Source organism: Sphingomonas guangdongensis (genome assembly GCF_900199185.1).
Classification (GTDB): Bacteria; Pseudomonadota; Alphaproteobacteria; order Sphingomonadales; family Sphingomonadaceae; genus Sphingomonas; species Sphingomonas guangdongensis.
Window position 1 is genome coordinate 193811 of sequence record NZ_OBMI01000001.1, and the last position, 13543, is coordinate 207353.

The window sequence follows — 13543 nt, forward strand, 5'->3', positions numbered from 1 at the left end:
GGAGCACCGGGCGCCCTTTCATCCTCTCGTCACCCCGGGCTTGATCCGGGGGCCACGGCTCCGCAAGCGATCCGACCAGGGGCGCGAGCGCAGCGCATGTGGACAGATGGACCCCGGATCAAGTCCGGGGTGACGATGGTGGACAGCGCGAACGCCTGCAATCCACGCTCCCGTGCTCCCGCGCAGGCGGGAGCCCAGAGCCAATCACGAGCCGCTGAGTGATCCTAAGCTTCCGTCTGCGCGAGAGCACGGATCAAGCGACTAAATCACCCCACTCCGGATGCCGCTCGACATAGGTCGCCACGAACGCGCAGCGCGGCACGACCTTCAGCCCCCGCGCCCGCGCGTCCTCCAGCGCCGCCTTCACCAGCCGCGAGCCGATGCCCTGCCCTTCCAGCACGCGCGGCACCACCGTGTGCGTGAAGGTGATCGTGTCACCATCGAGCTCGTACGCCGCTACCGCCACCTGCCCGTCGACGACCAGCTCGTAGCGGGACTCCGCGCGGTTGTCGGTCACCTCAGACATCGAGATTGGCGACCGTCAGCGCGTTCTCCTGGATGAACTCGCGGCGCGGCTCCACCACGTCGCCCATCAGGCGGGTGAAGATCTCGTCGGCCACATCGGCCTGGTCGATCGCGACCTGCAGCATCGAGCGGTTCGACGGATCGAGCGTCGTTTCCCACAGCTGCTCGGCGTTCATCTCGCCCAGCCCCTTGTAGCGCTGGATGGCGAGGCCCTTGCGCCCGCTCGCCAGCACCGCCTCCAGCAGCTGCGACGGCCGCGCGACCAGCGCTTCGCCCTTGCCGGCAGTCACCGCAACCTCGTCCTCGTCACCGGCCTCTTCGGTAGCAGCAGCCCCCTTGAGCGGCACCAGCTTGGCGAGCTGCGCATAACTGTCGGCCGCTTCGGCCGCGAGCGCGTGGAGCTTGCGCCCCTCCGCCGACTGGATGAAGCTCGCCTCGATGATGTGGTGGTCGGTGACGCCGCGCCACACCCGCTCGAAGTGGAAGCCGCCCTCCTCTGTGACCCGCGCGCTCCACCGCGCGTCGTCGTCGGTCTGGTCGAGCCGCGCGGTGACCGCCGCCAGCCGCTCGGCGCGAACCTCGCGGGTCGACTCCGGATCGAGCGCCCCCGCGAGCGCCAGCGACTCGACGATGTTCGCGTCGTAGCGGCGCGGCACGAAGCGCATCAGCGTCCGCATCCGCCGCGCGTGATCGACCAGCGTGCGCAGGTCGGCGCCAGAGCGGATGAGGCCCGCCCCCTCCAGCACGGTCGCGCCGACGCCCGCCTCAACAAGATACTCGTCGAGCGCGCCGTCGTCCTTGAGGTACACCTCGGACCGGCCCTTGGTCGCCTTGTAGAGCGGCGGCTGCGCGATGTAGAGGTGCCCGGCCGCGATGATCTCCGGCATCTGACGGTAGAAGAAGGTCAGCAGCAGCGTGCGGATGTGCGCGCCGTCGACGTCGGCGTCCGTCATGATGACGATCTTGTGGTAGCGCAGCTTGTCGAGCTTGAAGTCGTCCCGGCCGATCCCGGTGCCCATCGCCTGGATCAGCGTCCCGATCTCGCGTGACGACAGCATCCGGTCGAAGCGGGCGCGCTCGACGTTCAGGATCTTGCCCCGGAGCGGCAGGATCGCCTGATAGTGGCGGTCGCGGCCCTGCTTGGCGGAGCCGCCGGCCGAGTCACCCTCGACCAGGAACAGCTCGGACTTGGCGGGATCGCGCTCCTGGCAGTCGGCGAGCTTGCCGGGCAGCGAGGCGATATCCATCACGCCCTTGCGCCGGGTCAGCTCGCGCGCCTTCTTCGCCGCCTCGCGCGCGGCGGCGGCGTCGATCACCTTCTGGATGATCTGGCGGGCGACGTTCGGATTCTCTTCCAGCCACTCGGCCATCTTGTCGGCCATTAGCGATTCAAGCGGCTGACGGACCTCGGACGAGACCAGCTTGTCCTTGGTCTGCGACGAGAACTTCGGGTCGGGCAGCTTGACGGAGACGATCGCGGTCAGCCCCTCGCGCATGTCGTCGCCAGTGAGGGACACCTTCTCCTTCTTCAGCAGCCCCGAGCGATCCGCGTAATTGTTGATCGTGCGGGTCAGCGCGGCGCGGAACGCGGCGATGTGGGTGCCGCCGTCGCGCTGGGGGATGTTGTTGGTGAAGGCGAGGACGTTCTCGTAGTAGCTGTCGTTCCACTCCAGCGCGACGTCGATGGTCACGTCGTCACGGGTGCCCGCGATCGCGATCGGATCGGGCATCAGCGGCGTCTTGTTGCGATCGAGCCACTTCACGAACGCGGCGATCCCGCCCTCGTAGAACAGCTCGATCTCTTTCACCTCCTCGTGCCGCGCGTCGCGCAGGAACAGGCGCACGCCCGAGTTGAGGAAGGCGAGCTCGCGGTAGCGGTGCTCGAGCTTGTCGAAGTCGTACTCGGTGATCTTGAACGTGGCGGGCGACGCCAGAAAGGTCACGCGCGTGCCCTTCTTGCCCTCCGGCGCGGGGCCGACGACCTTCAGCGGTGCGACCGCATCACCGTGGGCGAAGCGCATGTAATGCTCCTCACCGTCGCGCCAGATCGTCAAGTCGAGGAACTCGCTGAGCGCATTCACCACCGAAACGCCGACGCCGTGAAGCCCGCCCGACACCTTGTAGGCATTGTCGTCGCTGGTGTTTTCGAATTTACCGCCGGCGTGGAGCTGGGTCATGATGACCTCGGCGGCGGAGACACCCTCCTCCGGGTGGATGCCGGTCGGAATGCCGCGGCCGTTGTCCTCGACCGAGACCGAGCCGTCGGCGTTCAGCTGAATGACGATCCGGTCGCAGTGCCCCGCTAGCGCCTCGTCGATCGCGTTGTCCGACACCTCGAACACCATATGGTGGAGGCCGGAGCCGTCGTCGGTGTCGCCGATGTACATGCCCGGGCGCTTGCGCACCGCATCCAGGCCCTTCAGCACCTTGATCGAGGAGGCGCCGTAATCGTTGCTGTTGGGGGTGTTCTCGGGGGTGTCTGTCATGCCGAGGATATAGGCAGAGCGCCTAGGAAACGGAAGCGAAATGGGCTGCGCTCCCGCGACCCGCTCGCAACAGTGGACAGATACTTGCATCCCCCGTCCCACCACGCCAAGTAGCCGCTCGCACCTGCACAAAGGACGTGATCTTGGCCACCGCGCGCCCCAGTCGCCCCCGTTCGCCGCACCTGTTCAACGGCCCGATGCGCCTCCACTACGTGTGGGGGCCGCACATGACGGTGTCGATCCTGCACCGCGCGACGGGCTCGGCGATGGCGACGCTCGGGGCCGTGCTGCTGGTCTGGTGGCTCGCCGCCGCTGCCGGCGGGGCGGAGAGCTACGCCCGCTTCCTTGATCTGTTCACGACCGACACGGGTGCGCTCAACATCGTCGGCTGGGTGCTCGGCGTCGGCATGAGCTGGGCGTTCTTCCAGCACATGGCGAACGGCGTCCGCCACCTGTTCATGGACGTGGGCGCCAATTACGAGCTGAAGCGCAACAAGGCGTCGGCGATCGCGACCCTCGTCTTCGCGCCGCTCGCGACCATTGCCCTCTGTGCCTATATCGTCGGGGGGCGCTGAAACATGGGAACCGGTACCGAACTCGGCCGCGTCCGCGGCCTGGGCAGCGCCAAGGAGGGCGCGCATCACTGGTGGCGCCAGCGGGTGACCGCCGGCACGAACCTGCTGCTGATGCTGTGGTTCATCGTCTCGGTCGCCCGCCTGCCCGCCTACGCCCACGCCGACGTGACGCGCTGGGTGGCGAGCCCCTGGGTCGCGATCCCGCTCGTCCTGCTGATTGTGTCGGTCTTCACTCATTTCCGGCTGGGACTGCAGGTCGTGATCGAGGACTATCAGCACGACGCACGCCGGATCGCGGCGCTGATCCTCCTCAACGTCTTCACCATAGGCGCAGGCGCGACCGCGATCTTCGCGATCCTGCGCATCGCACTCACGGGGACGCCCAAGTAATGGCTGACGCCTACAAGATCATCGATCACACCTACGACACCGTCGTCGTCGGCGCCGGTGGATCGGGGCTGCGCGCGACCATGGGATCGGCCGAGGCGGGCCTGAAAACCGCCTGCATCACCAAGGTGTTCCCGACCCGCAGCCACACGGTCGCGGCACAGGGCGGGATCGCCGCCAGCCTCGGCAACAACTCGCCCGATCACTGGTCGTGGCACATGTACGACACGGTCAAGGGCTCCGACTGGCTCGGCGACCAGGACGCAATCGAGTACATGGTGCGCGAGGCACCGCAGGCGGTGATCGAGCTGGAGCATGCGGGCGTGCCGTTCAGCCGCAACGAGGATGGGACGATCTACCAGCGCCCGTTCGGCGGCCACATGCAGAACATGGGCGCCGGCCCGCCCGTGCAGCGCACCTGTGCCGCCGCCGACCGCACGGGGCACGCCATGCTCCACGCGCTCTACCAGCAGAGCCTTAAGTACGACGCCGACTTCTACGTCGAGTATTTCGCGCTCGACCTGATCATGGAAAACGGCGTCTGCCGCGGCGTGATCGCGCTGTGCATGGAGGACGGTTCGATCCACCGCTTCCGCAGCCACGCGGTCGTGCTCGCGACCGGCGGCTACGGCCGCGTCTACTTTTCCGCGACGTCCGCGCACACCTGCACCGGTGATGGCAACGCGATGGTGCTGCGCGCCGGCCTGCCGCTCCAGGACATGGAGTTCGTGCAGTTCCACCCGACCGGAATTTACGGCGCGGGCGTGCTGATCACGGAGGGTGCCCGTGGCGAGGGCGGCTATCTCACGAACTCGGAGGGCGAGCGCTTCATGGAGCGCTATGCGCCGAGCGCCAAGGACCTGGCGAGCCGCGACGTGGTGTCGCGGTCGATGGCGGCGGAGATCCGAGAGGGGCGCGGCGTCGGCAAGGAAGCCGACCATATCTTCCTTCACCTCGACCACATCGACCCCAAGGTGCTGGCCGAGCGGCTGCCCGGCATCACCGAGACGGGCAAGGTCTTCGCCAACGTGGACCTGACCCGCCAGCCGCTCCCCGTCGTGCCGACCGTCCACTACAACATGGGTGGCATCCCCTGTAACTATCACGGCGAGGTCGTGAACCCCGCGAGCGGCGATCCCGACGCGGTGGTGCCGGGGCTGTACGCGGTCGGCGAGGCGGCGTGCGTCAGCGTCCACGGCGCCAATCGCCTGGGCTCCAACAGCCTTATCGACCTGGTGGTGTTCGGCCGCGCGACCGGCTTGCGCCTCAAGGAGACGCTGAAGCCCAACACGCCGCACAACCCGCTGCCCAAGGGATCGGAGGAGCTGGCGATCGGTCGCCTGGACCACTTCCGCCAGGCGAAGGGCGCTACGCCGACCGCGGCGATCCGGTCGCAGATGCAGAAGACGATGCAGAAGCACTGCGCCGTGTTCCGCGACAGCGCGCTGCTGAGCGAGGGCGTGGCCAAGGTCGACGAGGTTTACCGCAGCATGGGCGATATCGGGATCACCGACCGCTCGCTGATCTGGAACACCGACCTGGTCGAGACGCTGGAGCTCGACAACCTGCTCGCGCAGGCGGTGGTGACGATGCGCTGCGCCGAGAATCGTAAGGAATCGCGCGGCGCTCACATGCACGAGGACTTCCCCGACCGGAACGACGCGGAGTGGATGAAGCACACCACTGCGACGTTCCGCGGCTGGGGCGGCAAGGACGGTGCGGTTGCGATCGATTACCGCCCGGTTCACGATTACACGCTGACCGACGATGTCGACTATATCGAGCCCAAGAAGCGGGTGTACTGATCGACAACGGACCCAGCCCCGTCCTGCTTGCGCTGCACGGTTGTAGCGGTTAGCCACGCCCCATGTCGTCGCCTCGAGACAACGATCTGCCGCATGCGCCGCATGACGACGTTGATCCGACCGGCCTCGCCGCCGGCCGGCCGGCGGACGGTGCCATGGACGTCGGTGCCAGTGAGCCGATCGAGCGCTCCGGGCTCCATCATTGGCGTGAGAGCACGATCACGGATCCCGACCTGAACGATCGCGGCGGCGTGTTCTTCGCAGCGATCGAGATGACGCGGATGCCGATGATCCTCACGGATCCGAATATCGACGACAATCCAATCGTTTTTGCGAACAAGGCGTTCCTAGACCTCACCGGTTACGAGGAAGGCGAGATCCTCGGCCGCAACTGTCGCTTTCTCCAGGGGGCGCAGACCGATCGAAACTCGGTGTCGGCGCTCCGCGACGCCGTTCAGTCGAAGCAGGCGATCGCGCTCGAGCTGCTCAACTATCGCCGCGACGGATCGCCGTTCTGGAATGCGGTGTTCATCGGACCGGTCTACGACACCGCCGGCAACCTCCGTTACTTCTTTGCCAGCCAGCTCGACGTGACCCGGCGCCGCAACACCGAGCAGAGCTACCGTCAGGCGCAGAAGATGGAGTCGATCGGTCAGCTGACCGCCGGGCTCGCCCACGACTTCAACAACCTGCTTCAGGTCGTGAACGGTAACCTGGAGCTGGTCGCGAACGCGACCGATCCCGACAAGATCAAGCGCTACGTCACTTCCGCCCAGTCGGCGGCGGAGCGCGGGGCCAAGCTGACGCGCCAGCTGCTCGCCTTCGCGCGCAAGACCCGACTCGAGCCGCGCGCGCTCGACCTCACGCAGCTCGTGTCCGAGTTCTCCGACCTGCTGGAGAGTTCGATCAACAAGCAGGCGGATATCCACCTCTCGCTGCGGCGTGGGCTGCCGCCGGTGGTGATCGATCCCGATCAGCTCGAGATGGCGCTGCTCAACATCGTCAACAACGCGCGCGATGCGATGCCGAACGGCGGGCTGGTCACCATCTCCACCCTGCCCGTGAAGCTGGAGGCCGGCGACGACATTAACGCGCTCGCCCCCGGCGACTATGTGGCGCTGGAGGTCCGCGACGAGGGTCAAGGCATGTCCGCCGCGGTGCTGGAGCGCGCGACCGAGCCGTTCTTCACGACCAAGGGCGTCGGCAAGGGCACGGGCCTGGGTCTCGCCATGGCGACGGGGTTCGTCCGCCAGTCGGGCGGCCGGCTCGACATCGACAGCGAGCCCGGTCGTGGGACGACCATCCGCATGCTGTTCCCGACCGTCGCGATCGAGCGCGGCGAGAACCCGCGGCCCGTGCACCAGACGCTGTCGGCGGTAGTCGACGATGGCGTCGCGCCTCACGTCCTGGTGGTCGAGGACAATGAGGAAGTGCTCGCGATCGCCCGCGAGATCCTGGAGAGCGCCGGCTACGCCATCTCGACCGCGACCAGCGGCGACGAGGCGGTGCGCCTGTTCGACGAAATTCACGAGCGGCAGCGGATCGACCTCCTGTTCACCGACCTGGTCATGCCGGGCGGCATGAACGGACTGATGCTCGCCGATGCCGTGTCGCAGCGCGATCCGAGCGTGTCGGTGCTGATGACCACCGGCTACAACGAGGAGCTGGTGATCAACGGCCCGCGGGCGCGGGCGACCGACGTCCTGAGCAAGCCGTACCGCCGCTCCGAGCTGCTCGACCGGGTCAGCCAGGCGCTCAATCGCCGCGGCGAGTACGGTCCGCGACGGCAGCGCTCCGACTTCGGCGCGGCGCAGGCTTGAGGCGTAGCGCGGGGCCGCACCGAGTACGCGCCCTTGCCTGCTCGTCGATAGCCAATCGGCGGCGAAGGCGCTAACGGCGGCGGCGACGACCATGCGCCTCCTTCGGCTTGCCGCCCTCCTCCTCCCGCTGCCCGCCGCGGCCGCGCCGCCGCAAGCAGTGCTGGCGATCGACAGCGCGACGCGCTGGGTGCCCTTCGATCTGACGCCCGGCAACCAGCTGCGCTTCCGCATGACGGTCAATGGCCGACCGGCGACCGCCATCCTCGATACCGGGGTCAGCTACACCGTCACCTCGCGCGCGTTCGCCGCGACGATCGGGCTGCGGCCTGCCGTGTCGGGTCGCGCGATGGCGATCGGCGGTGCGGTGCCGCTCGGCTGGGCGGCGGTGGAAGAGGTCGCGTTCGGCGGTCTCGCGCGCGCCGGCGGACGGGTCGCGGTCGCCGATCTCTCCGGCATCGCGACCGGCACCGCCGATCCGGTCGAGGTGCTGGTCGGGGCGGACCTGCTCGGTGCCCAGGCGCTCGACATCGACTACGATACGCGCCGCTTCCGCCTGCTGCCCTCCGGCCGGCTGCCGTTCCGGGGCACGAGCGTGCCGCTCGGGCTCGCGCGCGACTCAGGGGTATTCGTGAGTGAGGTGAGCGTCGGCGGGCGGCGACTGCGCCCGGTGATCGTCGACACCGGCGACGGCTCGGCCGTCACGATCGCGAGCGAGGCATGGGCGACCGTCCGCCCACCCGCGGTGCGGGAGACCACCGCCTATGCGGTCGGGCTGGGCGGCGCGATCGAGACCGACCTCACCGTCCTGCCGGCGGTGCGGCTCGGGTCGCTCACCGCGCGCAACGTGGAGGTGCGGGTGGAGCGCGGCGGCGGCTTCTCGCACCGGACCGGGACGGTCGGGCGGATCGGCTCCGCGCTGCTCCAGCGCTACCGTGTGCTGCTCGATCCGCTTGCGCGGCGCATGGTGCTGAGCCCCGGGCGCACCGCCGACCGTGAACCGCTGCGCTCCACCAGCGGGCTGCTGGTCGCCTACGAGAAGTCGTCGCTGCGCGTCCTCCATGTCATGCGCCACTCCCCCGCCGCGACGGGTGGCTGGCGCGCGGGCGAGCGGATCTGCCGGATCGACGGCGCGCCGCTGCCCGGCGACTATCTATCCAGCCCGCTCGCCGCCTGGCCGGCCGACACGCCCGGGCGCGTCGTCCGGCTTGCGCTGTGCGACGGCGGCGGGGAGCGGACGCTGACGCTCGCGCGCTTCTACTGATGACTGCTGGCTGGCGCGATCGGGCCGGGGTGCTCCCGGCGCTGCTGCTGGCGGCCGCGATCGCGATCCGCGCGATCGATTTCGGCAACCCGGTCATCCACGTCGACGAGCAATATTATTTGCTGGTCGGTCAGCGGATGCTCGACGGGGCAGTGCCGTACCTCGACCTTTGGGACCGCAAACCGTGGGGGCTATTCGCGCTCTACGCCGCGGCCGCCGCCATCCCGGGTGACGACATCCTGGGCTACCAGCTGCTCGCGACGCTGTTCGCGGCGGCGACCGCCTGGATCGTGGCGAGTGGCGCCCGCACGCTCGGCGCGAGCCGCGGCGGCGCGCTGGCGGCGGGCGTCGCCTATCTGTTGTGGCTGTCGCTCCTGGGTGGGCGCGGCGGGCAGGCTCCGGTGTTCTACAACCTGTTGATCGCACTGGCCGCCCGGCTGACGCTGCGACTGCCGTCGCTATCGCCGCGCGCGATCGTGGCGAATGGCCTCGCCGCCTGCTTGCTCGGCGGGCTGGCGATCCAGCTCAAGCCGGTGGCGGCGGTCGAGGCGGCGTTCCTCGGCGCAGCGCACCTCTGGTACCTGGCGCGAACGAGCGACCGGCGGCGCGCGATCGCGGCCGCGCCGCTCTGGATCGCGGTTGGGCTGCTCCCGACGCTCGCGGTTATGGCCGGGTACCGGGCGCTCGGCGCGGACGCGCTTGGCGCCTGGTGGTTCGCGAACGTCACGTCGATCCTGCTGCGGCCCGGCTATCCGCCGGGCGAGCTTGCGATGCGTCTGCTCGGCATCGCGGCCGAACTGTCGCCGCTGCTGCTGTGCGCGGCGATCGGCTGGCGGCGCCGAAATGTGCGGATGGTACGCGAGCGGCAGCTCGCCTTCGGCTGGCTGGCGGCGGCGCTGGTTGGCTTCTTCTCGATCGGCACCTTCTTCGATCACTACGCTCTGCCGCTGCTGGTGCCGCTCGCCACCATCGCCGGGATCGCGCTCGGGCGGATTCCGCGCGTGATGGTCGGAACGCTTGTGCTCGGAGCGCTGCTCGCGATCGTGGAGCGCGCGGTCGTGCCGGCCGATGCCGCCGGCGCCCGTGCCGTGGCCGCGGTGGTGCGCGCAAACAGCGCCGGCGGCTGCCCTTACGTCTTCATCGGCGACACGATCACCTACAGCCTGGCGGACGCCTGCGTGCCCACGCCCTACGCCTTCCCCAACTTCATCGCCTACACGACCGAGCAGGCGTCAACCGGCATCGACGAGGCGGCCGAGCTCCGCCGCATCCTGGCGGGCCGTCCGCCGGTGATCGTCGCATCGACCCGGTCGCTGCGGATCTGGAACCCCGCCACGCTTCCCGTCATCCGACAGGCGCTCGCGCGCGACTATCGCCCGATCTTCTCCGTGCCCCGCAGCGGCTGGCGGACGGTGGTGTTCCTGCGACGCGACCGGGCGCTCAGCCGTTCAGCGCCACGCTCGTGAGGAGCAGCGCCGTCAGCAGCGCGGCGAACTGAAGCGTGCGCCACGGGACCCAGCCGACCCGGTCCGGGTCGCCGCGCCGCCCGCGCCGCGCCTCCGCCCACCCGCTCACCACCGCGAGCGTGACTGCCACCGCCACCCCGCCCCACAACCGCGCTTGCATCCCCCGCTCTTGCCGCGCAGAAGCGGCCGAGTACACCCGGCACAACTGCAACCGATCACGTGAAAGGCCCGCCGATGCGTTCGCTCCTCCCCGTGCTCGCCCTGCTGCCCGTCGCCGCCGCCGTCACCAGCGTCGCGATCGGCCAGCCAGCCAACCTGCGCGGCCTCCTGTCCCAGGCGGTCGCCGCCAAGACCCGCTCGCCCGCTAACGTCGCGCGCGACCGCTATCGCCACCCGGTCGAAACGCTCGCCTTCTTCGGCGTCAAGCCGACCGACACGGTGGTGGAGCTGATCCCCGGCGGCGGCTGGTACACGGAGATCCTCGCCCCTTATCTGGCGGCACGCGGCACCTACTACGCCGCCGGCAACCTGGAGCGCGGGCTGAACGGCGTAAAGAAGCTGCAGACGGCGGCCCCGGCCACCTACGGCAAGGTGAGGCTCGCCGCCTTCCCGGCCGCACCCGGCGCAGCGGGCGTGCCGGACGGCAGCGCGGACGTCGTGCTGACCTTCCGCAACGTGCACAACCTGCGCTTCGCCGGCGTCGACCAGACCCGCGCGGCCTTTGCCGAGATGTTCCGGATGCTGAAGCCCGGCGGCACGCTCGGCATCGTGGAGCACCGCCTGCCCGAGTCGCGCGACGCTGCGGCGGAGGAAAAGAGCGGCTATATGAAGACGTCGAGCGTGATCGGCTTCGCGCGGGCCGCCGGCTTCCAGGTCGCCGGCCAGTCGGAGGTGAACGCCAACCCGAAGGACACGGCCGACTGGCCGGAGGGAGTGTGGACGCTCCCGCCGACCTACCGGCTGGGCGATGTCGATCGCGCCAAATACGCCGCGATCGGTGAGAGCGACCGGATGACGATCAGGTTCACCAAGCCCCGCCGCTGAGGGACCGGTGACACCGCGGGAGGTCGATGAGCTGTCGGCGGGCGGGCCGATCATCTTGTTCGACGCGGAGTGCGTGCTCTGCTCCGCCAACGCCCGCTTCGTGCTGCGCCATGATCGCGCCGGCCGCTTCCGACTCGCTTCCATGCAGGGCGCGCTCGGCGCGGCGCTCTATCGCCGCCACGGCATGGACCCGGCCGATCCGTCGAGCATGATCGTGGTCGACCGCGGCACCGCCCGCCAGGACAGCGACGCCGTGCTGTCGATCTACGAGGGGCTGGGCCTCCCCTGGCGATTGCTCGGCGCCTTGCGCATCGTGCCGGCGGCGGTGCGCGATCCGGTGTACCGCTTCGTGGCGCGGCACCGCTACCGCCTGTTCGGGAAGCGCGATACCTGCTGGCTGCCCGCCCCCGAGTACCGCCACCGGCTGCTGTGAAGATCCTGATTCTCGGCGGGTACGGCGTCTTCGGCGGGCGGCTGGCCGAGCTGCTGGCGGACGAGGCGCGGCTCGAGCTGCTGATCTGCGGCCGCGACGGGGCGCGTGCGGCGGCGTTCTGCGCGCGCTACAAGGGGGCCGCCACCGTCCGCCCGGTGGCACTCGACCGTGCCGACATTGCCGCGGCGCTCGTCCAGCATCGCCCGGCGCTGGTGGTCGATGCGTCCGGGCCGTTCCAGGACTATGGCGCCGACGCCTACCATGTCGTGCAGGCCTGCATCGCGGCCGGTGTCGACTACCTCGACTTCGCCGACGCCGCCGACTTCGTGTTCGGCGTCCGCGCGCACGACGACGCCGCGCGCGCCGCGGGCGTCTTCGCCCTGTCGGGGGTGAGCAGCTTTCCTGTCCTGACCGCGGCGGTGCTGCGCCGCATGGGGCAGGACATGACCATCCTCCGCGTCGAGGGCGGCATCGCGCCGTCGCCGTACGCCGGGATCGGCCTCAACGTCATGCGCGCGGTGGTGGGGTATGCGGGCGCACCGGTAAAGCTCTGGCGCGGCGGCCGGGCGGCAACCGGGACCGGGCTCGCCGAGAGCCGGCGCTACACGGTCGCGGTGCCCGGCCGCCTGCCGCTTCGCTCAATCCGCTTCTCGCTGGTCGACGTGCCCGACCTGCAGGTGATCCCGCCCGAGCACCCGGGCCTGCAGGACATCTGGATGGGTGCCGGGCCGGTGCCGGAGTTGCTGCACCGGATCCTCAACCTGCTGGCGGCCACGCGGGCCCGGCTCCGCCTCCCCTCGCTCGTGCCCTTCTCCCGCAAGTTCTACTGGGTGCTGAACCGGATGCGCTTCGGAGAGCACCGCGGCGGCATGTACGTGAGGGCGACGGGCATGCGTGACGGCCAACCGGTCGAGCGGAGCTGGCACCTGCTGGCCGAAGGCGACGACGGTCCGTACATCCCGTCGATGGCGGTGGAGGCGATCGTCCGTGCGCTGCTCGTCGGCGAGCGCCCGGCGGCCGGCGCCCGATCGGCCGTCGCGGCGCTGGAGCTCGCCGACTACGATCGCCTGTTCGCCGGTCGCCAGATCTACACCGGTTTCCGCGAGGACGCGCCCGCCGCGCCGCTCTACCCGCGGCTGCTCGGTGACGCGTTCGCGACCCTGCCCCGTCCGATCCAGGCGCTGCACGGCACTGCGGCGGCGCGGCGCTGGCGCGGTACCGCCGCCGTCCGCCGCGGCCGCGGACCGATCGCCGCGCTGGCGGCGCGACTGGTCGGCTTCCCGCCCGGCGGCGACACGGTCCCGGTCAGCGTCGGCTTCGTGCCGAAGGCTGGGGGCGAGCGCTGGACTCGCGATTTCGCCGGCCGCCGCTTCTCGTCGCACCAGTCGGTCGGCACTGGCCGCGACCAGCACCTGCTGGTCGAGCGCTTCGGCCCCGCCCGCTTCGCGCTCGCGCTCGTCGTCAAGGGCGATCGGCTCCACTTCGTCCCGCGCCGCTGGACGCTGTGGGGCGTGCCGATGCCGCGCGGCCTGCTCCCGCGCGGTACCAGCTTCGAGGCGGCAGAAGGCGACACCTTCCACTTCGATGTGGAAATCGCGCTGCCGATCGCCGGGCTGATCGTCGCGTACCGGGGCAGCTTGCGTCCCGATCCAGACGCAGCCTGAACTTGCCTCGATCCGCGTCTGTCTCCATGCAGGCGCGGGGACAGGGCGGGCGCGACGTGCGCCGCCGTGGGGAGGAC

12 protein-coding genes are annotated in these 13543 nt (G+C 69.8%); 9 read left to right on the plus strand and 3 right to left on the minus strand.

Annotated elements, in window-relative coordinates; translation table 11 throughout:
• Positions 1-253 precede the first annotated feature (253 nt).
• Both CRO12_RS00970 and gyrB read right to left on the minus strand, forming a co-directional pair.
• On the minus strand, positions 254-526 hold the full coding sequence (locus CRO12_RS00970) for a GNAT family N-acetyltransferase (protein ID WP_097062173.1): 273 nt from the start codon (positions 524-526) through the stop codon (positions 254-256).
• Positions 519-3011, minus strand: a complete 2493-nt coding sequence (gene gyrB / locus CRO12_RS00975) for a DNA topoisomerase (ATP-hydrolyzing) subunit B (protein WP_097062174.1) — start codon at positions 3009-3011, stop codon at positions 519-521. The genes CRO12_RS00970 and gyrB overlap by 8 nt, the downstream gene beginning before the upstream one ends.
• Positions 3012-3154: 143 nt before the next feature.
• Here gyrB and sdhC point away from each other — a divergent pair, with 143 nt between their 5' ends.
• The 6 genes from sdhC to CRO12_RS01005 all read left to right on the plus strand — a co-directional run bounded on the left by sdhC (position 3155) and on the right by CRO12_RS01005 (position 10325).
• Positions 3155-3586: a succinate dehydrogenase, cytochrome b556 subunit gene (sdhC, locus tag CRO12_RS00980; protein ID WP_097063256.1), complete on the plus strand. Its 432-nt coding sequence runs from the start codon at positions 3155-3157 to the stop codon at positions 3584-3586.
• A gap of 3 nt (positions 3587-3589) precedes the next feature.
• A complete protein-coding gene (gene sdhD / locus CRO12_RS00985; RefSeq protein WP_097062175.1) occupies positions 3590-3976 on the plus strand; it encodes a succinate dehydrogenase, hydrophobic membrane anchor protein in 387 nt (128 codons plus the stop codon).
• A complete protein-coding gene (sdhA, locus tag CRO12_RS00990) occupies positions 3976-5778 on the plus strand; it encodes a succinate dehydrogenase flavoprotein subunit (RefSeq protein ID WP_097062176.1) in 1803 nt (600 codons plus the stop codon). The genes sdhD and sdhA overlap by 1 nt, the downstream gene beginning before the upstream one ends.
• Before the next feature lie 62 nt (positions 5779-5840).
• Positions 5841-7598: a histidine kinase famiy protein gene (locus CRO12_RS00995; RefSeq protein ID WP_218838837.1), complete on the plus strand. Its 1758-nt coding sequence runs from the start codon at positions 5841-5843 to the stop codon at positions 7596-7598.
• A gap of 91 nt (positions 7599-7689) precedes the next feature.
• Positions 7690-8859: an aspartyl protease family protein gene (locus tag CRO12_RS01000; protein WP_097062177.1), complete on the plus strand. Its 1170-nt coding sequence runs from the start codon at positions 7690-7692 to the stop codon at positions 8857-8859.
• A 29-nt stretch (positions 8860-8888) separates the two neighbouring features.
• Complete coding sequence (locus CRO12_RS01005) at positions 8889-10325, plus strand: hypothetical protein (RefSeq protein ID WP_097063258.1); 1437 nt, start codon at positions 8889-8891, stop codon at positions 10323-10325.
• Here the strand turns inward: CRO12_RS01005 and CRO12_RS01010 are convergent.
• Entirely contained in the window at positions 10300-10485 is a 186-nt protein-coding gene (locus tag CRO12_RS01010) for a hypothetical protein (RefSeq protein ID WP_097062178.1), read from the minus strand. The genes CRO12_RS01005 and CRO12_RS01010 overlap by 26 nt on opposite strands.
• A gap of 74 nt (positions 10486-10559) precedes the next feature.
• Between CRO12_RS01010 and CRO12_RS01015 the strand changes: the two genes are divergently transcribed.
• From CRO12_RS01015 to CRO12_RS01025, 3 genes are read left to right on the plus strand one after another with little or no spacing between them, the layout of a single operon-like run.
• Positions 10560-11369 (plus strand): class I SAM-dependent methyltransferase, encoded by an 810-nt coding sequence (locus CRO12_RS01015; RefSeq protein WP_097062179.1) that lies wholly within the window; start codon positions 10560-10562, stop codon positions 11367-11369.
• Positions 11370-11376: 7 nt separating this feature from the next.
• Entirely contained in the window at positions 11377-11802 is a 426-nt protein-coding gene (locus CRO12_RS01020) for a thiol-disulfide oxidoreductase DCC family protein (protein WP_097062180.1), read from the plus strand.
• The gene (locus tag CRO12_RS01025) at positions 11799-13466 is read left to right on the plus strand and encodes a saccharopine dehydrogenase family protein (RefSeq protein ID WP_097062181.1); all 1668 of its coding nucleotides are present in this window, start codon (positions 11799-11801) and stop codon (positions 13464-13466) included. Before CRO12_RS01020 ends, CRO12_RS01025 begins: the two co-directional genes overlap by 4 nt.
• Positions 13467-13543: the final 77 nt, after the last annotated feature.

Excerpts from the sequence above, each read along its gene's own strand:
- CRO12_RS00970 (WP_097062173.1), bottom strand. The coding sequence starts at position 526 with ATGTCTGAGGTGACCGACAACCGCGCGGAGTCCCGCTACGAGCTGGTC.
- gyrB (WP_097062174.1), bottom strand. The coding sequence starts at position 3,011 with ATGACAGACACCCCCGAGAACACCCCCAACAGCAACGATTACGGCGCC.
- sdhD (WP_097062175.1), top strand. The coding sequence starts at position 3,590 with ATGGGAACCGGTACCGAACTCGGCCGCGTCCGCGGCCTGGGCAGCGCC.
- sdhA (WP_097062176.1), top strand. The coding sequence starts at position 3,976 with ATGGCTGACGCCTACAAGATCATCGATCACACCTACGACACCGTCGTC.
- CRO12_RS00995 (WP_218838837.1), top strand. The coding sequence starts at position 5,841 with ATGTCGTCGCCTCGAGACAACGATCTGCCGCATGCGCCGCATGACGAC.
- CRO12_RS01000 (WP_097062177.1), top strand. The coding sequence starts at position 7,690 with ATGCGCCTCCTTCGGCTTGCCGCCCTCCTCCTCCCGCTGCCCGCCGCG.
- CRO12_RS01010 (WP_097062178.1), bottom strand. The coding sequence starts at position 10,485 with ATGCAAGCGCGGTTGTGGGGCGGGGTGGCGGTGGCAGTCACGCTCGCG.
- CRO12_RS01015 (WP_097062179.1), top strand. The coding sequence starts at position 10,560 with ATGCGTTCGCTCCTCCCCGTGCTCGCCCTGCTGCCCGTCGCCGCCGCC.